Below are 19653 nucleotides of genomic sequence, written 5' to 3'. Positions count from 1 at the left end.
CGCAGGGTAGCTTGAAAAGCACGCACAGTAGTGCGTGTTCAGAGGCGCCACCCTTCCGGCGCCCGCCGCACTGCGTCGAGAGGGTCGGCCGTGAAGGTGGTCAGCGTCGTTGGCGCACGTCCCCAGTTCGTCAAACTTGCACCAATCGCCCGACAGTTGGCCCTGCGCGGCGACGAGCACACGATCGTCCACACCGGCCAGCACTACCACCCGCTGCTCTCCCAGTCCTTTTTCAGCGAACTCCACATCCCGCCACCGGACGTGAACCTGGAAGCGGGCCGGGCCGGTCACGCGGCACAGACGAGCGAGATGCTGACCCGGCTCGACCCGGTACTCGCCCGGACGCGACCGGACTGGGTGCTGACCTACGGCGACACCAATTCCACCCTCGCCGCAACCCTGGCGGCCGCCGCCCAGAACCTGCCGATCGCGCACCTGGAATCGGGCCTGCGGTCCTTCGACCGCACCATGCCCGAGGAACGCAACCGGATCGTGGCCGACCACCTGGCCGACCTGCTCCTCGCACCCACCCCGGCGGCGATGGCCAACCTGGCCGCCGAAGGCCTGGCCGCCCGCTCCGTGCTCACCGGTGACCTGATGGTGGACGCGCTTCGCGCCGTCACCGACCCCTCGTCCGGGCCGCCCGCACCACTGCCCCCGTTCCTCGCCGACCACCGGGGCCCCTATCTGCTCGCCACCGTGCACCGGCAGGCCACCACCGACGACCCCGACCGGCTGTCCGCCGTCATCGCCGCCCTCACCGCCTGTCCGCACCCGGTCTGGCTGCTGGTCCACCCCCGACTCGCCACCCGATGCCACCAGTTCGGCATCGACCTCGCCGGCGGATCACTGCACACGACCGACCCCCTGCCCTACCGCACCATGCTCACCGCTCTGGCCGCGGCCGCCGGGCTCATCACCGACTCCGGCGGCCTGCAGAAGGAGGCGCTCGTCCTCGGCGTCGCCTGCAGCACCCTGCGCGCCGAGACCGAGTGGCCCGAAACCCTGGCCGACGGCTGGAACGTCCTTGTCCCCGACCCCCGGGACCTGCCCGCGGCCGTGGCCCGGACCCGCCCGACCGGGAAACCGCCCAGCCCGTTCGGCGACGGCCACGCCGCCGCCAGAATCGTCACGGAGTTGGAGTCGCGGACCCACACAGCAGCCAGGCCCGCGACGCGGCCCATTCCCCGGAGCGTGACCGCATGAAGATCTGGATCTTCAACCACTACGCGGCGCCCCCCGACTGCGCGGCCGGCACCCGGCACTACGACCTGGGCCGGGCAATGGTCGCGGCCGGACACGAGGTCACCGTCTTCGCCAGCAGTTTCAGCCACTTCAGCAGGCGCGAGGAGCGGCTCACCCACGGCGAGAAGACAGCCGTCCGCGATGTCGACGGCGTCCGGTTCCTCTGGGTCCGCACACCCCCGTACGCCGGCAACGGATACCGACGGTTCCTCAACATGTGCAGCTACGCCGCACGGGTCCTCCCCGCGCAGCAGGACCTGGAGCGGCCCGACGTCATCGTCGGCTCCTGCGTCCACCCGGCTGCGGTCCTCGCCGCCTGGCTCGCCGCCCGCCGCCGCGGCGCCCGCTTCGTCGTCGAGGTACGCGATCTGTGGCCGCAGACCCTGATCGACATGGGCGCGCTGCGCGCAGGCGGAATCCCCGCCCGGGTACTGCGGCTGGTCGAGTCGTTCTGCTACCGGCGCGCCTCCGCGGTGATCTGCCTGCTGCCGGGCGCGGCCGGATATCTCAAGGCCCGCGGCGTTCCGCCCGACCGGATCCACTACGTGCCCAACGGCATCAGCGACCACCCCCCATCTGCCGACGACGGTCCTTCGCCCACTCCGACCCTTCAGGACCACGGGCAGCACGTCACCGAACTGATCGACCGGATCAGGCGCTTGCGCACCCAAGGGTGCCTCACCGCCGGCTACGTCGGCTCCCACGGCCCGGCCAACGCCCTCGACACCATCGTCTCCGCCGCGGCCCGGCTGCACGACGCCGGGCAGCCGCGGGTCGCCGTCGTGCTGGTCGGTGACGGCCCGGAGAAAGCCGCATGCCAACGGCTCGCGGACGAGCTGGGCCTGGACAACGTGCTGTTCTGGCCACCGGTGCCCAAGAGCGCCGTTCCGGCCGTGCTGGCCGAACTGGACGTGACGCTGTTCTGCCTGCGCGACGTCGCGGTCTTCCGCTACGGCCTGAGCAGCAACAAGCTGTTCGACTACCTGGCCTGCGGCAAGCCCGTACTGTTCGCCAGCAACGCCCCCGGCGGACCGGTCCGTCAGTCCGGCGGCGGCGTGTGCGTACCGGCCGAGTCACCGGCCGCTGTCGCCGAAGCACTGACCACGCTGGCCGCGATGAGCCGGACGCAACGCCAGCAGATCGGCCAGCGTGGCCGCACCTGGGTCTACCGGCACCACGGAACGACCGCCCTGGCCTCGGCATTCCTCACCGCGGTCGCTCAACCAGCCGGGCAAGGCCCGGCGAACGACAGGGCGGAGGCACCGCGGTGACCTTCCATATCGTGGGCGCGGGCGGTTTCGGCCGCGAGACGCTGGACGCCGTACGACGCTCGGCGACGACACCACAGGTGGTCTTCGTCGACGAACACCCGACCACCGCTCACCTGGACGGCTGCCAGGTCCTGCAGCCCGGCCAACTGGACCTGGCCGTACCGGGCCGGCACGAGTTCGTCGTCGCGATCGCCGACCCCGCGGCGCGCCGCAGACTGGCCGGCCGGTTCGAGGAGCAGGGCCTGCGGCCGGCGACCGTGATCGACCCCGGGGCCGTGGTCTCGCCCGGGGCCACGATCGGGCCGGGCTGTGTCGTGCTGGGCCAGGCATTCGTCTCCACCGGCACCGTCCTGGGATCCCACGTCCAGATCAACTACCACGCCAGCATCGGCCATGACACGGTGCTGGAGGACTTCGTGACGATTCTTCCGGGAGCCAACATCGCCGGCAGCGTGACCATCGGCGCCGCATCGACGGTCGGCAGCAACGCCGCCGTACTCCAGGGCCGGCGGATCGGCCCCTGCGCGACCGTCGGCGCTGCGGCGCTGGTGACCCGCGACGTGACCGGCGGTCAGCTCGTCATCGGCGTCCCCGCCAGACCGCGCTGACCGCCTGCGAACACACCACGGGCCGTCAACCGGCCCGCCGGCGCTCCCCTGTCACCCGGTCGCGACCAGGGCCGAGGTGGCCGAGGTCCCGTTGCCCAGTGCCAGCCGGGGCACGCCGCGCCACAGGAGCGGATCCGTCACCGACCTCCCGTCCAACAACGCGGCGACACCGGGCAGATCCGCCGGCCCGATCCGCGCGTACTGCGGATGGTCGGCCTGCACGATCGCGACATCGCACGGTTCGCCCAGGTGGTAGGGCTGCAGGCCGAGCGCGGCCAGTTCGTCGTCGTCGTAGAGCGGATCGTGCACGAGCGGGACCGCGCCCAGCTCCGCCAGCGCACGCACTACCGGCAGCGCCCCGGTGAACGCCGTCTCCTTGACCCCGCCGCGGTAGGCGACGCCGAGCACCGCGGCCCGCCGCCCCCGCAGACCTCCGGCCAGGGCGGCCAGCATCCCCACCGCCCTGGCCGGCATCGCGTCGTTGATCTCGCGCGCCAGCAGCGGCAGCCGGGCAGCGGGGTCACCGGCCGCGTACAACCACGGGTAGACCGGGATGCAGTGCCCGCCCACCGCGATCCCCGGGCGGTGCAGATGGCTGTACGGCTGGCTGTTCGCCGCCTCGATGATCGGCAGCAGGTCCAGCCCCGCGTCCTGCGCGAAGCAGGCGAACTCGTTGGCCAGCGCGATGTTGACGTCGCGATAGGTGGTCTCGGCCAGCTTGGCCAGCTCGGCGGCCTCGGCCGAGCCCAGATCCCAGACCCCGTTCGGCCGCGGCAGATCGGGCCGCTCGTCGAACCGCAGTGAGGCCGCGTAGAACTCCGCCGCCCGCTCACCGGAGGCCTGATCGATGCCGCCGACCAGCTTCGGATACCGGGCCAGATCCGCGAAGACGCTCCCACTGGAGACCCGTTCCGGACTGTGACAGACACTGAAATCGGTACCCGGACGCAGCCCGGAGGCGGCCGCAAGCCGCGGCGTGATCCGCCGCCGGGTGGTGTGCACGGGCAGCGTCGTCTCCACGACCACCAGGGATCCGGGACGCAGACCCGCGCCGACCGCGTCCACCGCCGCGTCCAGCGCGCGATGGTCCGGCCGCCGGTCGGCGCCGATGACCAGGGGCACCACGATGACGACCACGTCGCTTGCGGCGGCCGCCGCTGTGGTCCCGGTGGTGGCCCGAAGCCGGTCCAGGCCCCTGGCCTCGGCCAGGCGACCGGACAGTCCGGGCTCACCCGGGAACGGTGGCCGTCCCGCCATGACCTCAGCCACCACGCGCGCACTGATGTCGGCGCCGGTCACCCGGTGCCCCGCGGCGGCGAAGGTGACCGCAAGCGGCAGTCCGATCTTGCCCAGACCCACCACCGTGACCGCGGCCATCAGAACCACCGCCGCGAGCCCGGAGCCGGCACGTAGCCCGCCACCAGCACCGGCAGGCCCCCGGTCTGCGACTCCCCCGCGCCGAGCAGGGCCGCGACACGATCCGCGCCCGGCGGCGCCGAGAGTTGGGCAGCCACCCGAACCGGACCGGAGCGGACCGCGTCCGCCGGGCCGGTGGCGGCCGACACCTCGACCACGGCCGCCGGCTGCGCCAGAATCGCCGCTGTCACGTCCATCACCTCCGCACCCGCCTGCATCGGCACCACGTCAGCGGCGTCACCCACGACGCCGGCGTGTCCGCGCACGGCGGCCACGAAGCCCTCGAGTTCCGCCGCCAGCGGCTCTGGTCCCACCACCTGGGACCGGTCGGTCCGGCCGCCCGGCACTCGCACAGGCCCACCCGGGCCCGGCACGGCCACGCCCCCGTCGTGGCCGTTGAACCACAGCGTTCCGGTGAGCAAGTCACCCCGCAGGCTGCCGAGTTCGCCCGTCACGCTGACCAGCCGCCGCTTGACCGGGGAGAGCCAGTTGACCAGGTGGTTGACCACCGTGCCGTCCTGCAGGACCCCGACCACCGCGGCCAGGTCCTCATGGCCGCTGGCGCCGGTCACCCGGCTGGTCACCGCCGACACCTTCACGTACGGCGCCCCGGCGATCCACCGGGTCAGATCGATGTCGTGGCTCGCCAGGTCCAAAATCACCCCGACGTCGCGGATCCGCTGCGGGTACGGTCCCTGACGACTCGTGGTGATCTGCAGCACCGTGCCGACCTCACCACCGCCGATCCGCTCCCGCATGGCACGCACCACCGGGTTGAACCGCTCGATGTGCCCGACACAGCCGACCAGACCAGCGCGCTCGAACTGCGCCGCCAGTATGCGGGCTTCCTCCGCGCTGGCCGCCAGCGGCTTCTCGATCAGCGTGTGCACGCCCGCCGCGGCCAGGCGGCTGCCGATCGCCGCATGCGCCAGCGTGGGCGCGGCCACCACGCACAGGTCCAGATCCAGCTCCAGCAACCGGTCCAGATCCGGAAAGACCGGCACGGTGCGCAGCGCGGATCCGGCGCCCGGATCCGGATCGCAGGCCCCGACCAGGCGCACCCCCGCCAGCCCGGCCAGGACCCGGGCGTGGTGCCGCCCCATGGTGCCCAGACCGACCACCCCGGCTCGCAGTTCGCTCATCGCTCGGCGGCCAGTTCCGGCGCGGACCCTGCACGCGACGGCGCGGGCGCCGCCGCGGGCGAGCGGCCCGCGGGAACAGCACCGGCCGGCACCCCCGCGGTCCCTGGCCCGGCGGTCGCCCGGCCGACCGCGGCGATCACCGCATCCGCGATCTCGGCCACCTCCGCCTCGGTCAGCCGGTGGTGCACCGGGAGCGACAGCATCGCCTCCGCGACGCGCTCGGTGACCGGCAGCGCGGGAACCGACGTCATCCCCACGGCGGGGCCGCCGCAGGCGCCCTGCGCGAAGACCGGCTGCCGGTGCACCGGCGGGAAGTAGATCCGCGCCTCGATGCCCCGGCTGAGGAGGTCGGCGAGCACCTGGTCCCGGATGCCCGGAAGCAGACACGTATAGAACATCCAGGTCCCCTGCGCTTCGCGGGCCCGGCATGGCGTCCTCAGGCCGGACAGCCCGGAAAGTCGCCGGGTCAGTGATCCGGCGATCACCTCTTTGCGCTCCAGGATTCCGTCCAGCCTGCGCAGCTGCACCCGGCCGATCGCTGCCTGCATCTCCGTCAGGCGCCAGTTGTAGCCCAGGCTCTCGTGCCGGTACAGCCGGGTCTGGCCGTGGTTGCGCAGCTGCTTCAACCGCTCGGCGATGCCCGGATCGTCGGTCAGCACGATGCCGCCCTCACCGGTGGTGATGTTCTTGGTCGGGGTGAAGCTGAACATGGCCGAGCGGCCGAACGTTCCGACCGGCCGGCCCCGGTACCCGGCGCCGGCCGCCTGCGCCGCGTCCTCCAGCAGTACGACGCCGCGCTCGGCGCACACCTGCGCCAGCCCGTCCAGGTCGCCGGGCTGTCCGCCGTAGTGCACGGTCAGCACGGCTCGGGTCGCCGGGGTGATCCGGGCCGCGACCGACACCGGGTCCAGATTGAACGTGCGCGGGTCGATGTCGGCGAACACCGGAGTGGCCCCGACGTGGCACACGGCGGTCGCGGTGGCGATGAACGTCATCGACGGGACGATCACCTCGTCACCGGGCCCGATCCCCTCCGCGAGCAGCATCGCCGCCAGCGCGGACGTACCGGTACAGAAAGTCACACCGAACCCCGCCTGGTGCCGGTCGGCGAACTCCCGCCCGAAGGCCTCGTTCTCCGGGCCGTTGGTCAGCACGCCGCTGCGCAGCACCCGGCGCACGGCATCCAGTTCCTCCTCCCCGAGTTCGGGGCTGGCAAGCCGGATTCGAACGTCGCTGTCAGGCACCTGAGTGCATCCTCTCTGGTCTGCGGGCAATGGGATCGGTGTCGTGGCTGACAGTGGTACCGCCACGGGCCAGCACCGCCCAGACAGTGAGCAACAAGATGGTCAGATCGAGCCGCAGGCTCTGATGGCGCACATAGCGCAGATCCCATTCGATCCGCTCCGGCCAGCTCAGCTGCTGGCGACCACGCACCTGCGCCAGCCCGGTCAAGCCCGGCAGGGCCCGCAGCCGCTCCCGCTGCCGATCCGTGTACCGGCGCACCTGGTACGGAAGCGTGGGCCGCGGCCCGACCAGGCTCATCTCCCCGCGCAGCACGTTCACCAGCTGCGGCAGCTCGTCCAGGGACAGGCGGCGCAGCACCCGGCCGACCGCGGTCACCCGAGCGACGTCACCCCCGTCGGGCAGGCCAGGCCCGCCCACAGCGTTCGCTATGGTGCGCAGCTTCCACATCACGAAGGGACGGCCGTAACGGCCGACCCTCTGCTGCCGGAACAACGCCGGCCTGCCGTGCGCCAGCAGGTGCACCACCGCGGCGGCCACGCACAGCACGACGGCCGGCACCGCGACCAGGCACACCACCACCAGGTCCAGCGACCGCTTGCCGCGGTCGGGCGGGGCACCCACGCGGTGCTGCTCCGGCACGGTCGTGGCGGTCATCGGCCGACCCCCGTTCGTCCGGGCGCAGCCGGCCGGCCAGGCGCGGCCTCGCCCGGTGAGGGCACGGAATCCGGCGGCGGCGCGGAAAGCGGCGCCGGAATCGAACCGGTGGCGGCCACAGCGGCCAGGGCCGCGCGCACTGCGTCGGGGCCGGCCAGCGCGCCCAGCCCGGTCACCTCAGCAGGCTCCAGCGGTGGCACCGCCACCTGCCTGACCAGCGGATGCCGCGGGCGGTGATCCACCTCCCCCGCACCCAGCAGATCCTCGGTCAGCTTCTCGCCCGGCCTCAGCCCCGTGAAGACGATCTCCACCCGGTGCGACGCCGCCGCCACCATCCGGCGTGCCAGATCGGCGATCCGAATCTGCTCCCCCATGTCCAGCACGAGCACCTCACCGCTGCGGCCGACGGCCACCGCCTGGAGCACCAGCTGCACGGCCTCGGTGGCCGTCATGAAGTACCGGGCGACCTGCGGATGCGTCACCGTGACCGGGCCGCCCGCGGCGATCTGCGCGGACAGTGAGCCGAGCAGCGAACCCCGGCTGCCCAGCACATTGCCGAACCTGACGGAGACCCAGGTTCCCGGCGCCAGGCCGGCCATGTGCGCGGTGAGCCGTTCGGCGATCCGCTTCGATGTGCCCAGGACGCTCACCGGGTCCGCGGCCTTGTCGGTGGAGATGTTCACGAACGACCGGACCCCGTGGGCGGCCGCCGCTTCCAGCACGTTCTGCGTGCCGATCACGTTCGTCTTCAGCGCCTCGGCGGGATACCGCTCCAGCAGCGGTAGATGCTTCACCGCGGCCGCGTGGAAGACGATCTCCGGCCGCGCATGCGCAAAGACCTCCTGGATCCTCGGAGCGTCCCTGATATCAGCCAGCACGGTCTCGTCGGAGTCGAGCAGCGCGCGGCCGTGCAAGGCGAGTTGGACCGCGTGCAGGGCTGATTCGTCCCGGTCCAGCATCACCAGTGACGCCGGGCCCAGCCGGTGCAGCTGGCGGCACAGCTCCGCCCCGATCGACCCTCCGGCACCGGTGACCAGAATCCGCCGCCCGGCGAAGTGCGCGGCCGCCGACGTCAGATCCAGGCAAACCTGCTCGCGGCCCAGCAGATGCGTGATGCGCGGGTCGCGGACCCCGTCGATCCGCGCGGAGCCGGTGACCAGTTCGTCGATCGGGGGGATCACCTTGGCGATCAGACCGGCCGCTTCGGAGGCTGTGACCAGTTCCCTGATGAGCCGTCCGTCACCGCGGCCACCGGCGATCGCGATCACCATGACCGTGGCCCCGGTCTCGGCGGCCACCTGGGCGATCTGTTCCCGGCCTCCGCGTACCGGCACGCCGCAGACACGCAGCCGGCGTTTCCCGGGATCGTCGTCCAGCAGGGCCACAGGCCGGTACCGGGCGCCGCGCTGACCGATCAGCCGGTGCACCAGCTGCGTGCCCGCGCTGCCGGCGCCGAACACAATCACCTTGACCGCGGCCGCCGCTGGCCGCCTCGGCCTGCGTGCGATGGCCGCGATCATGGACCGCTCGGCGATCATCCCCAGCACGCTGACCACGGCCGCGATCACGGCCTCGGCCGGTCTGCCGCCCACCAACGGGAGCCGCGGAATACTCACCAGGCTGATTCCGGCGAGCGCGGCGGAAGCCGCTACCGCGCCCAACTCCGCGCCGCTCTCGGGCTGGAACCGACCGGAGTACAACCCACACACAGCGCCGGCCAGGACCGCGACCACGCAGGCGACCACGCAGGCGACACCCAGATCGCCGGGGGCGGCCAGTAAACCGGCACCGCCGCTCCCGGCCAGGCCAGCGATCAACAGGCCACCTGTCCAAGCGGTGGCATCAGCAGCGACGCGGGCCCCGCGCCCTCGGCATCGGGCGGCAAAGCGCGTCAGCTCGCCATTACTGGCGCAGTCCCCGTTCAACGTGTCCCGCGCATCCTTCGCTTTCCGCGGGTATCCCTTTGGACACCGTGCTCGCGATGCATACAAGAGTGACGACGCGTAATCGAACGATTACGTCCTGCCGCCAGAGCATAAGAGCGGCGACGGCCCGCCTCGGCGCAACCACGACACGCCTGGCGCGCTGCTCAGCCACTCCCCCACCCACCGGAGCCGGCCGGGCACCGCCGCCGTCGCTGCAGCTGCTGCGACCGCGGAGCAGGCGAGCCGCGCCGGGCCGTGCGGCGAGAACCATCCCCGAGCGATGCGCAGGCTCCACTTTCGCTCGCCACCATGCTGAAAGAGCAGTCGAGTTGGGCTTTCGCACACGCAGACTTCCGCTGACCGAAAGGCAGTTCGATGTTGGCGATCCATCGATGGCCCACACGCGGAGGCCATGTATTCGCCTGCGCGGCACGGCAGTTGAGGAGCGACACCAGCAGCCTCGACGCCTACAGGGCCCACGATGGAGCGCGGCGTCCTGCAGCTGCGGGGGGCGGTCGCGGGCAGCTCCAGCCCGCCTCGACGGCGCGCGTACGTCGGCGGTCCGTCCACCATCACGCTGGCCCTGGGGAGCACGAAATGCGACTCGGCATCCGGGCGACAGGGCTCATCAAAAACGACCACCCCAGGCAATCGGGGCGTCGCGGCCGCCGCAACGACATCACGGCGCGGGGGTTGCAACTCAGAACCATGACTATGGCCCGCATCTCGGCCGCACCTCCGCGATCTGCTCCCGACCGCAGCCGCCGCAGGCCGTCGCGGCCTGCGCGCATGGCCGCGATCGTGGACCGCTCAGCGATCATCCCCAGCGCGCCGGTTCCGCGCGCATCACTTCGGACACCGTGCTCGCGTTGCGCACATCGGTTGTGACGCGCGGCGGCGAGGCGACATGACGTCATGACGTAGTCGTGCGCCTACTATTCGTCACGTACACAGTCCGTGACCATGTGCCGGGAAAGCACGCTGGGAGGGCGAGAAAAGATATGACGCTCCGGAGTTTCCTCGGATTGATCAAAGATCGCTGGAAGCTCATCATCATCGTCACCCTGCTCGCCGGAGCGGTAAGCGCCGGCGTGACCGAGCGAACCACCCGGATGTACTCCTCGAGTCTTTCCTTCTTCGTGTCCGCGCAGACCGACTCGTCCAACGTCGTCCAGGCCTACCAGGCCAATCTGCTGTCCCAGCAGAAGGTTCAGTCGTACGCCAACCTGCTGACCGGCCCCGTGCTCGCGTCGGCGGTCGTGCAAGCGACGGGATTGCCCATTACGGCAGCCGAATTGCAGTCGCGGATCTCCGCGCAGGCAGTACCGCAGACCGTACTGCTGCGCGCCACCGTGACCAGCGAGTCACCGAAGCGGGCGCAGGAGATCGCGCGTGCGATCGCCGCGATCTTCCCGAATCAGATCAACCAGCTCGAGCACACAGCCACCGGCATGACCTCGACCGCGGTCGTCCAGGTGGTCGCGCCGCCCAGCTATTCGGCCGTGCCGGTCTCACCGAACCCAATCCGCAATGTGTCCGCCGGGCTCGCCCTGGGCCTGCTGGCCGGCCTGGCACTTGCCGCCGCCGCGCGTTCGCTCGACACATCACTGAAGACCGCGGACCAGGTCAGCGCTGTCCTCGGTGGCAAGCCCGTGCTCGGCGTCATCCCGTATGACCCGGCCGCCCGCAACAGCCCGCTGCTCAGCGACGGCCAACTGACCGGCCCGCGCATGGAGGCGTTCCGCAAGCTCCGGGTCAGCTTCGGCTTCGTCGAGGTGGACAAGCCGCGCAAGGTCATCATGTTCACCAGCGCACTGCCGAAGGACGGCAAGAGCACCACCGTCTGCAACCTCGGAGTCGCGCTCGCCACCGTCGGCACCCGCACCATCGTCGTCGAGTGCGACATGCGGCGACCCCAGGTCGGCAGATATCTCGGCCTGCCCAACGGAGCCGGCCTGACGGACGTGCTGCTCGACCGGGCACGGCTGGAGGATGTCGTCCAGACCTGGGGCGACGACAACCTCGACGTGCTGACCACCGGAGTGCTGCCACCCAACCCGGGCGATCTGCTGGGGTCGCAGAAGATGGAGCAGCTGATCGAGAAGCTGCGGGCACGCTACGAGGTCGTGCTGCTGGACATGCCGCCCGCCCTGGCGCTCGCGGACGCGGCCGCGGCCGGCCAGTACTGCGACGGCGCGATCCTCGTGGCCCGCCACGGCCGGACCAGAGCCGCACAGTTGCGCCGGGTCTGCGAATCGCTGACCTCCGCCGGCACTCCGGTCCTGGCCGGTGTGCTGAACATGGTGCGCTCCCGCGACGCCGGAGGCGGCCGGTACGGCTACGGTTACGGCTACTACCAGGCCGACAAGGGCCAGCGGGAAAGCGCCCGGTCAAGCGTCCACGCCCAACCCTCCCGAGCCCAGGCGGAGGCCGCGACACCGATCCCGGAGGACCTGGATCGTGCCGGGGGCCGCGCACTGGCGTCGGACGCGGCACCGCCGGCAGTCTGAGCCGACGGCGGACACGGTCTGATGAACGCCTTCCAGCTCCGGTTTGTCTGCACCGCGAACCTGTGCCGGTCACCGCTGGCCGAGCGCATCGCGGTGCTCCGGGCGCCGCCGACCGCTGCCACGCAGCCATGGCTTGTCGTGACCAGCGCAGGGACGGATGCCCGGGGCGGCATGCCGATGCATCCGCTGGCGGCCCGTCAGCTGAGGGAGATCGGCGCCGACCCGGCCGGCTTCAGCAGTCGTCGGCTGACCGCCGCCATGGTGGCCGAAGACGACCTGGTGCTCACGGCCGACCTGGCACAACGGGACGCCGTGGTCGCGCTGTGCCCCGCCGCGTCCCGACGCACCTTCCTGATCGGCGAGTTCGCCCGGTTGGCGCAGCACCCCCAGGTGCCGGTCGACCGCTCCGCCGCACCCACCGTCGGCCGTCCGCCGACCGACACGCCGGACAATCAGGCAGACGCCGCGCGGAGGCTGGTCGCGACAGCGGCCCGGTACCGGGGCCGGGTGCCCTGGCATGAACCGGCCATGGACGAGATCGCCGACCCGGACGGCAGCGAGGCCACCGTGACCGCCTGCGCCCGGCAGATCGACCGCGCGGTGACCCAGATCGTCCTCATCCTCGCCGAGTTGACACCCCTGCCGGTCCCCCATCCGATGCGAACAACGGATCCACGATCATGACAACCGTACCGACAGCCGACCACCCCACAACCGACCGGGACGCGGCCACCGCCCCCCCGGAGCCGCTGCTCACGCCTCCGTTCGTCCACTCGACCGCAGAGGTCGAGCCGGGCGCCGCCGTCGGAGCCGGCACCCGGATCTGGCACTACGCCCAGGTCCGCGCGGGCGCGGTCGTCGGCCGGCAGTGCGTGCTCGGCAAAAACGTCTTCGTCGACGAGGGGGTCGTCGTCGGCGACCTGGTGAAGATCCAGAACAACGTCTCGCTGTACCAGGGCGTCCAGCTGGCGAACGAGGTGTTCGTCGGCCCCGCCACGGTGTTCACCAACGATCTGCGTCCGCGCGCGACCGGGCCCTGGCAGATGCTCAGTACCAAGGTTCACCAGGGGGCCTCCATCGGGGCCAACGCCACGATCGTGTGCGGCATCGAGATCGGTGAGCGGGCCATGGTCGGCGCCGGGGCAGTGGTCACCCGGCCGGTGCTGCCGCATCAGCTGGTCGCCGGGAACCCCGCCCGGCCGCAGGGCTGGGTCTGCGGCTGCGGGGCGGTGATCTCCCGCGACGCGACGCCGCCCGCGCGCCTCGACTGCGACAGGTGCGCCGCAGATACCACGATCCCGCCGGCCCGCAAGCGGCACCGCATCCGCATGGGCATGCCCCAGCTGGGCGCCGAGGAGGAGGCGGCTGTGCTCCAGGTCCTCCGGTCGGGACAGCTGACCTGCGGTCCCCGGGTGGAGGAATTCGAGCGGGCCTTCGCCGCCGCGCACGGGGCCAATCACGCGGTCGCGGTCAGCAACGGGACGATGGCGCTTGTCGCGGCGCTGCGTGCGCACGACATCGGCGCTGGTGACGAAGTGATCACCAGTCCGCTGACCTTTGCCGGGACGCTGAGCGCGCTGCTGGAGGTGGGCGCCACGGTGCGTTTCGCCGACATCGGGGAAGACTTCCTGCTGGATCCGGCCGCTGTCGCCGCCGCGGTCACACCGCGGACCCGGGCCGTCATGCCGGTCCATCTGTACGGCCTGCCCGCGGACATGACGGCGATCACGCGGCTGGCCGAACGGCACCGGCTCACGGTGATCGCTGACGCCGCGCAGGCGCACGGCGCGCTGGTGGACGGGCAGTCCGTCGGTGCCGCCTCGACAGCGGCGTTCTCCCTGTACGGCAGCAAGAACATCACCTGCGGCGAGGGCGGGGTCGTCACCGCGGCGGACGACGATGTCGCCGACCGGCTGCGGCTGATCCGCAATCACGGCATGCGCGGCCGGTACGAGCATGTGATGCCGGGATCGAACTACCGGCTCACGGAGCTGCAGGCGGCGATCGCCACCGTGCAACTGGGCCGACTGCCCGAGATCAACCGGCGCCGGGCCGCACATGCGGCCCGGCTCACCGCCGGCCTGTCGGACGTCCCAGGCCTGATCACTCCGCGGCAGCCCGCGGACCGTGTGCATGTCTGGCACCAGTACACGGTCCGGCTCACCGGCGACGCGCGGGTCGGACGTGAAGCGCTGATCACGGCGCTGGAGCGCGACGACATCGAGGCTCGGGTGTTCTATCCCAGGCTGGTGTTCGACTACGACTGCTACCGGGACCACCCCCGGGTCGTGCGCGCCGCGATGCCGCGCGCAGAGCTGACCAGTAGTCAGGTACTGTCCCTCCCCGTCCACCCGGGACTGACCACCGCAGACCTGGACCGAGTGGTGGAGAGTGTGCGGCGCGCGCTGGGCGAGTGAAACCCTCGATCCACCCCGGCTCAGCCCTCAACCCGCACCCACCGATCCACGTCTACGAGCACGGGGCGGCCACGACCTGCGTGGTCTGCGGCCGCACCAGCGGCTGGACCGGAACGACCGGGGGCGCGGCGGAAGCCGGCTCGCGCAGATGAAGGTCCATCTCCCGGGACTGACCTGGAATCAGTTCGACCTGTGCGGAAAGCAGGAGATGGCCGCGCTCCACGCTCGGCGACATCAGCAGCGGTCGGCCGTCCAGTTCGGCGTTCCACAGCTGTGCTCCCACGCTCGCGTACAGCGAGACCCAGTCCAGGGTGGAGCCGGGCGGATGCGGATGAGTGGGGTCGTCGGAGCGCAGCGTGATGTAGCCCGGCAGACCCGCTGTCGGCGCGTGGCTGGTAAGCCTGATCCGGACGGTGCTTGTCCGGTAGCCGCGCGTGCACGGGCCCAGCTCATAGCGCAGCTCGCGGTCGAGGTAATAGTCCAGCTTGTTGCCGGCGGAATTGTTCACCACCAGAGCCGCGTACGGCCCTGGCCGTTCAGGCACGGCACCCGCCAGTGCGGTGCCCTCCAGCGCGGCCTGGGTGCCGGGGTCCGCGCTCCACATCCGCAGCCGACCGTCCGCCGTGAGGTGGTCCAGAACCCGCAGCAGGGCGACCGGATCAGGATGGCCGTGCAGGAGCGCCGCGCTGACCGCCTGCGCGACCTGGACCAGGAACAGCTTGCGGGTGGCCGTGTCGGTATAGCGGGCGTACACGGTGCTCTCGGTGAGTGCGACCGTGTTGGCCGCGGTGAGTTGCTCGCCGTCCGCCAGCCGTACCGGGCCGGTCGCCTGCAGGAGCTGGGCCAGACCCACCGGGTCGATGGCGATCGCCCCGTCCAGCCGCTGACCGGTGCGCCGGCGCCACAGGCCGGTCCAGATCTGCGCGGCGTAGGGGAAGTGCGCGGACAGGTTGGAGTTGGCGAGCAGCCTGCTGCTCTCGGCGGCGCCGTAGCGGTTCTCGAAGGCCGGGCCGAGGTCGGCCACAGGCGCGGGGGCGGTGGCGATCAACGCGTCGTCGGAAGACAGGTCGTGCACGGTGATGTGGCCGTGGTCGGCGGTCAGGACACCGAAGGCGCCGATCAGGCCGCCGGTGCCTCGCGCCTCGGCGTTGGTCTGGAAGGCGAGGAAGTACGACCGCGGGCCCGATGCGCCCAGCGCCGGCACCAGCAGCCCGTCCGCCGTCCGGGCTCCCGCCACCGACCCGGTGAGGCTGGTGACCTCGCGGGCGAGCCGGGCGCGGGCGTCGTCGACCCGACCGATGCCGGTGGCATCGGGCAGCGCGTCCAGGCCCTGCCGGACCTCCGCGAGACTGGCCCCGAGCCGGGCCAGCACCGGATCGGCCGCCGCCAGCGACCCCAGGTCGATGCCGCCGTCCCGGCGGACGAGGGTCGCCGGGCCCGACACCTGGCGCAGCGTCACCACCTCCGGCAGCACCCGGGTGGCCAGCTCGTCGGCGGCTACGCCGATGCCGTGCACGGTCCGGAACGGACGGCCCGCCAGGGGGATCTGAGCCATCGCGGTCCACGTCTCGCCGGACGTCGCCTGCCGCGCGGCCCCGGTCTGCTCCCGGAGTCGGGTCAGCTCCTGCTGGGTGGGCCCGACTCCGGCGAGGATCTCGGTGCGCAGCCGAACCATCGTCACCTGAGCCGCGGCAAGATGGGCTTCCGCCGTTCGGGCCTGGACCAGCAGCCACGCGGCCAGCACCGCCGGCGGCAGGCAGAGCACCACGGCGCCGAGGAGGAGCCGACGCCCCCGCCTGCGGCGACGGCGCGGCCCGACCGGCCTCTCGGCCGGGTCCGCCCGGCCGGTGTTGGGATCAGCCTGCACTTGTCCGGCGACGGCGGCCACGCACCAGAAGCAGGGTCAGAGCACCGCCGCCGACCAGAACTCCGCTCGCGACCTCGATTGCGAGGGTCCCGGAGGCACCCGTGCTGGCCAGGAGACCGGCTTCGCCGTGCCCCGACTCCCCCGAAGAGGAGCCATTGTCGTCGCCTCCGACGATCTGGATCGTCGCTGCCAGCTGCCGAACCGATCCGTCCGGGTTCTTGCCGGTCAGCCGGATGGTGTGCGTCCCCGGGTCGACTCTGCGGGGGATGTCCACCTCTGCCGTCACCGTGCCGTTGTCCTCCGCCTCCGCGGTCTTCAGGTGCACGACGGTACTCAGGAGGTCGATGGAGACCGACGACTCGGAGGCGAAGCCCGGGCCGGAGACGGTCAAGGAGCCGCCCACGGGCACCACTGTGGAACTCAGCGAGGCCGCGCACTGGGCCGGCGGGTAGCTACCTGGCGTGCAGTCGGCGGCCCGCGCCGCCGGCACGGCCACGAACGATCCGGCCAGCACCACCAGGGTGACCGCCGCCTTCTGCGCAAAGCCGCGGCGGCGACGCCCTGGCTCCCGTGGTGTAACCGGGGTGGGGCGTTCGTCTTCCGCAGCAGATCCGTCATTCATCGAGGGCGTCCTTCCGAGCTTTCAGCTGGCATGGCCGGCAACACGCGCACGATGGCTGAGAGCGTTGCCGGAGCGAGTGGTCCGACAGCGCTGCACGCACCATGAAGTGCGCATGCGGATCCCCTCTTCGTCTACTGCGCAATCGAATGACTACGCTTTGTTTCCACAAGCATACGAGGGGTGACGATCGGTCTCGATGCAACCGCGTCGCTCGTGGCGCGTTCCGCGGACCCCACGCAACCGCCCGGGGCCAGTCGGGCATCCCCGCTGCGGCGATGTCCACAGTGCATGCGAACCGCTTCCGGGGCAGCGGCGAGCACTGTCCCGGACCGATGGCCAACGGGCAGACTTCCGTCACCACCGTTCCCGACGAAAGGGGGAATTGGGGGTCTGCACGTAGATTCCCGCTGACCAAAGGGCAGTTCGCCACGTCGAGCCGGGGCAACGCACGCTCGGTGGCTATGGGTTCCGTGCACAGCACAGGAGTTGAGGAGTTCTACCGAAGGCCTGACCGTCCGCGGGGCGCACGGTGCGGCGCTGCAGGCTGCAGGGTGCGCAGGGCCGTCACGGAGCGCCCCGTCCACGGACGACAGTGCGCGCACGTCGGCGGCCGTGCACCGGCCCGCGGGCTCCGGGCAGCACGGAATGCGGGTCGGCGTCCGGGCGACAGCGCTCACTGAAAACGACCGTCATGACCACGGGAGACCAGTAGTCGGCCCTGTCCTTGATCATGTAACTGGTGTTCAGGACGTCCCGCCGGCTTCGGCCGGTCCGGTCGACGGCCGACCCAGCGATCCCCTCGAAGAGGCCCGGCTCCCCGCGCAGCCACCGTGTGCGTACCGCAGGTCGCTCGCGGAACGTCGCCTCACCTGACACCGGGCCGACAGTGATTCAACTCCGCTGCAGCGGAACGCGCCAGCTCAGACGGGATCCACCGGACTCAAGGGCGACGGCGGTGAATGCGCCGCCGCTGCTTTCCGCTCGCTCGGCAAGGTTGGTCAGACCACTGCGCCGCCCGCCGTCCGGGATGCCGACTCCGTCGTCTACGACAGTGAGGACCAACTCGCTGAGTGACACATTGATGCTGACTTCTGCGCTGTGTGCCTGGGCATGGCGCGCGATGTTGCTCAAGGCCTCGGTCAGCACTGCGACCACGTGTTCTGCGAGCCCGGCCGACACTGCGGTGTCAAGCATGCCCTCCATCTGCAGAGCAGGGCTGAAACCGAGTGTGGGCATCGCCTCTGCGATGACATCCACGATCTTCGCCCGCAAGCCATGCGCGCTCAGGCCGACGTGCTGGCTCTGGAGTGCGAAGATCGTCGTTCGGATGATCTTCGCGGTCGCGTCCAGTTCGTCCACCGCGCTCAGCACGCGTTCTCGAGCTTCCGGATTCTCGACGATACCTTGCACGCTCTGCAGCGACATCGCGGTCCCGATCATCCGCTGAATGGCCAGGTCGTGCAGGTCACGGGCAATGCGGTCCCGGTCCTGCAAAACCATCTGCTCCGCGGCCCGGCGGTGCTGGTCCAGCCGAAAGCCCAGCTCCGCCTGCCGAGCAAACCCCGAGAGCGCCTCACACTCGCCCGCCGTGAAGGGCGTGCTACCGGCGGGTCGGGCGAGCCACAGACCCCCGCGGGTGCCACCCTCGAACGTTCCCGGCAACTGCACGGCCACTGCCGGCCCCAGCCCTTCCAGGAGCAAGGGGTTGGCCTTGATCCTCGGGTCATTGCACACATCGACGCTGGCGACGGGTGCATCGCAACGCAACGCGATCCCGACGAGCGTGCCCTCCAGCGGAACCATGATCCCCTCGAACTGATCCGCTCGCCGTCCTCGAGCGACGACGACCGACAGCTTCCTGAGGTCGCCGTGCGGCAGAGCCACGACACCCGCAACAGCCTGCAGCATCTCCATAGCCCGGTCCACCACCAGGCGCAGCACCTCGTCCTGGCCGCGCCCTTCCAGCAGGGCGCTGGTCACCTCCGCGGTCGCCGCGAGCGCACGTTCCCGGTCTCGGGCCATGCGGTACCAGCGGACGCCGTCAATGGCGCTTCCCGCCGCCACGGCGAGGGTCCACAGCACCGACTCATCTTTGGCGTCGAACTGCCTGCCACCGCGTTTCTCCGTCAAATACAGATTCCCGTACACCTCGCCGTGCACACGGATCGGCACTCCCAAAAAGCTGTGCATCGGCGGGTGGTTCTTCGGAAAGCCGTAGGAAGACGGGTGCGCGGACAGGTCCGCCAGTCGCAGCAGTACCGGATGGCGAATCAACTCGCCCAGCACCCCGTGACCTTGCGGACGCGGCCCGATTGCCGCCACCGTCTCCTCGTCCATACCCACGGTGATGAACCGGGACAGGAAACGGTCATCGCCGATCACTCCCAGGGCACCGTACTGGGCGTCCACCCACTCCACTGCCGTCTCCACCACGTGCCGAAGGCGCCGGTCCAGATCAAGTTCCCAGTCTTGGAGCTCGTCCAGGGCCTTGGTGATCTTTTGCTGCGACAGCGTGGCTCGAAAGTCCGATGTGTCATCCACGATTCTCTCTCAGGGCCTATGAACCACAATGTGGTATCGCGCCGGCTGGAACCGTCATCAGGTCCACAGGAGAAATTTTTTCCGTCCAGTGACCACTCGTTGATCCAATGACAGGCTATGCGCTCAGGAACGAGGTTCGAGGCTTCCTGTTCCGCCGTCTCGCTCGTTCGGGCGAAGGCGACAGACGGCG

At 71.0% G+C, this 19653-nt stretch carries 14 protein-coding genes; 6 read left to right on the top strand and 8 right to left on the bottom strand.

Translation table 11 applies throughout. The features are described 5' to 3' along the window. Positions 1 to 30 precede the first annotated feature (30 nt). The 3 genes from wecB to ABH925_RS17990 are packed head-to-tail and all read left to right on the top strand — an operon-like array spanning position 31 to position 3124. Positions 31 to 1206, top strand: coding sequence for a non-hydrolyzing UDP-N-acetylglucosamine 2-epimerase (gene wecB / locus ABH925_RS18000; protein ID WP_370149081.1), 1176 nt, complete (start codon positions 31 to 33; stop codon positions 1204 to 1206). After that, on the top strand, positions 1203 to 2516 hold the full coding sequence (locus ABH925_RS17995) for a glycosyltransferase family 4 protein (protein ID WP_370149078.1): 1314 nt from the start codon (positions 1203 to 1205) through the stop codon (positions 2514 to 2516). The genes wecB and ABH925_RS17995 overlap by 4 nt, the downstream gene beginning before the upstream one ends. After that, positions 2513 to 3124, top strand: coding sequence for an acetyltransferase (locus ABH925_RS17990; protein WP_370149077.1), 612 nt, complete (start codon positions 2513 to 2515; stop codon positions 3122 to 3124). The genes ABH925_RS17995 and ABH925_RS17990 overlap by 4 nt, the downstream gene beginning before the upstream one ends. A 51-nt stretch (positions 3125 to 3175) precedes the next feature. Here ABH925_RS17990 and ABH925_RS17985 read toward each other — a convergent pair whose 3' ends face one another. The 5 genes from ABH925_RS17985 to ABH925_RS17965 are packed head-to-tail and all read right to left on the bottom strand — an operon-like array spanning position 3176 to position 9398. Beyond that, positions 3176 to 4501 (bottom strand): nucleotide sugar dehydrogenase, encoded by a 1326-nt coding sequence (locus ABH925_RS17985; protein ID WP_370149076.1) that lies wholly within the window; start codon positions 4499 to 4501, stop codon positions 3176 to 3178. Then, positions 4501 to 5682 (bottom strand): Gfo/Idh/MocA family oxidoreductase, encoded by a 1182-nt coding sequence (locus ABH925_RS17980; RefSeq protein WP_370149075.1) that lies wholly within the window; start codon positions 5680 to 5682, stop codon positions 4501 to 4503. The genes ABH925_RS17985 and ABH925_RS17980 overlap by 1 nt, the downstream gene beginning before the upstream one ends. Continuing rightward, positions 5679 to 6926, bottom strand: a complete 1248-nt coding sequence (locus ABH925_RS17975) for a DegT/DnrJ/EryC1/StrS family aminotransferase (protein WP_370149073.1) — start codon at positions 6924 to 6926, stop codon at positions 5679 to 5681. Before ABH925_RS17975 ends, ABH925_RS17980 begins: the two co-directional genes overlap by 4 nt. After that, the gene (locus ABH925_RS17970; protein ID WP_370149072.1) at positions 6919 to 7581 is read right to left on the bottom strand and encodes a sugar transferase; all 663 of its coding nucleotides are present in this window, start codon (positions 7579 to 7581) and stop codon (positions 6919 to 6921) included. The genes ABH925_RS17975 and ABH925_RS17970 overlap by 8 nt, the downstream gene beginning before the upstream one ends. Then, positions 7578 to 9398: an SDR family NAD(P)-dependent oxidoreductase gene (locus tag ABH925_RS17965; protein ID WP_370149070.1), complete on the bottom strand. Its 1821-nt coding sequence runs from the start codon at positions 9396 to 9398 to the stop codon at positions 7578 to 7580. The genes ABH925_RS17970 and ABH925_RS17965 overlap by 4 nt, the downstream gene beginning before the upstream one ends. Before the next feature lie 1109 nt (positions 9399 to 10507). Here ABH925_RS17965 and ABH925_RS17960 point away from each other — a divergent pair. The 3 genes from ABH925_RS17960 to ABH925_RS17950 are packed head-to-tail and all read left to right on the top strand — an operon-like array spanning position 10508 to position 14433. Then, positions 10508 to 12016 carry a polysaccharide biosynthesis tyrosine autokinase gene (locus ABH925_RS17960; RefSeq protein ID WP_370149068.1) on the top strand — a complete coding sequence of 503 codons (1509 nt, stop codon included), beginning with the start codon at positions 10508 to 10510 and terminating at the stop codon, positions 12014 to 12016. 21 nt (positions 12017 to 12037) lie between these two features. Then, a complete protein-coding gene (locus tag ABH925_RS17955) occupies positions 12038 to 12700 on the top strand; it encodes a hypothetical protein (RefSeq protein ID WP_370149066.1) in 663 nt (220 codons plus the stop codon). After that, a complete protein-coding gene (locus tag ABH925_RS17950; RefSeq protein WP_370149064.1) occupies positions 12697 to 14433 on the top strand; it encodes an aminotransferase class V-fold PLP-dependent enzyme in 1737 nt (578 codons plus the stop codon). The genes ABH925_RS17955 and ABH925_RS17950 overlap by 4 nt, the downstream gene beginning before the upstream one ends. Positions 14434 to 14485: 52 nt before the next feature. Here the strand turns inward: ABH925_RS17950 and ABH925_RS17945 are convergent, their stop codons facing one another. The 3 genes from ABH925_RS17945 to ABH925_RS17935 all read right to left on the bottom strand — a co-directional run bounded on the left by ABH925_RS17945 (position 14486) and on the right by ABH925_RS17935 (position 19463). Further along, entirely contained in the window at positions 14486 to 16300 is a 1815-nt protein-coding gene (locus ABH925_RS17945) for a DUF4012 domain-containing protein (protein ID WP_370149062.1), read from the bottom strand. After that, on the bottom strand, positions 16290 to 16922 hold the full coding sequence (locus ABH925_RS17940; RefSeq protein ID WP_370149060.1) for a hypothetical protein: 633 nt from the start codon (positions 16920 to 16922) through the stop codon (positions 16290 to 16292). The genes ABH925_RS17945 and ABH925_RS17940 overlap by 11 nt, the downstream gene beginning before the upstream one ends. A gap of 891 nt (positions 16923 to 17813) precedes the next feature. Beyond that, entirely contained in the window at positions 17814 to 19463 is a 1650-nt protein-coding gene (locus ABH925_RS17935; protein WP_370149058.1) for a GAF domain-containing protein, read from the bottom strand. Between the last annotated feature and the right edge of the window lie 190 nt (positions 19464 to 19653).

This window comes from Streptacidiphilus sp. EB129 (assembly GCF_041262645.1).
In the GTDB taxonomy this organism is placed as follows: Bacteria; Actinomycetota; Actinomycetes; order Streptomycetales; family Streptomycetaceae; genus Streptacidiphilus.
Note: the sequence above shows the minus strand (reverse complement) of the source record. Positions and strands in the feature narration are given on the sequence as shown.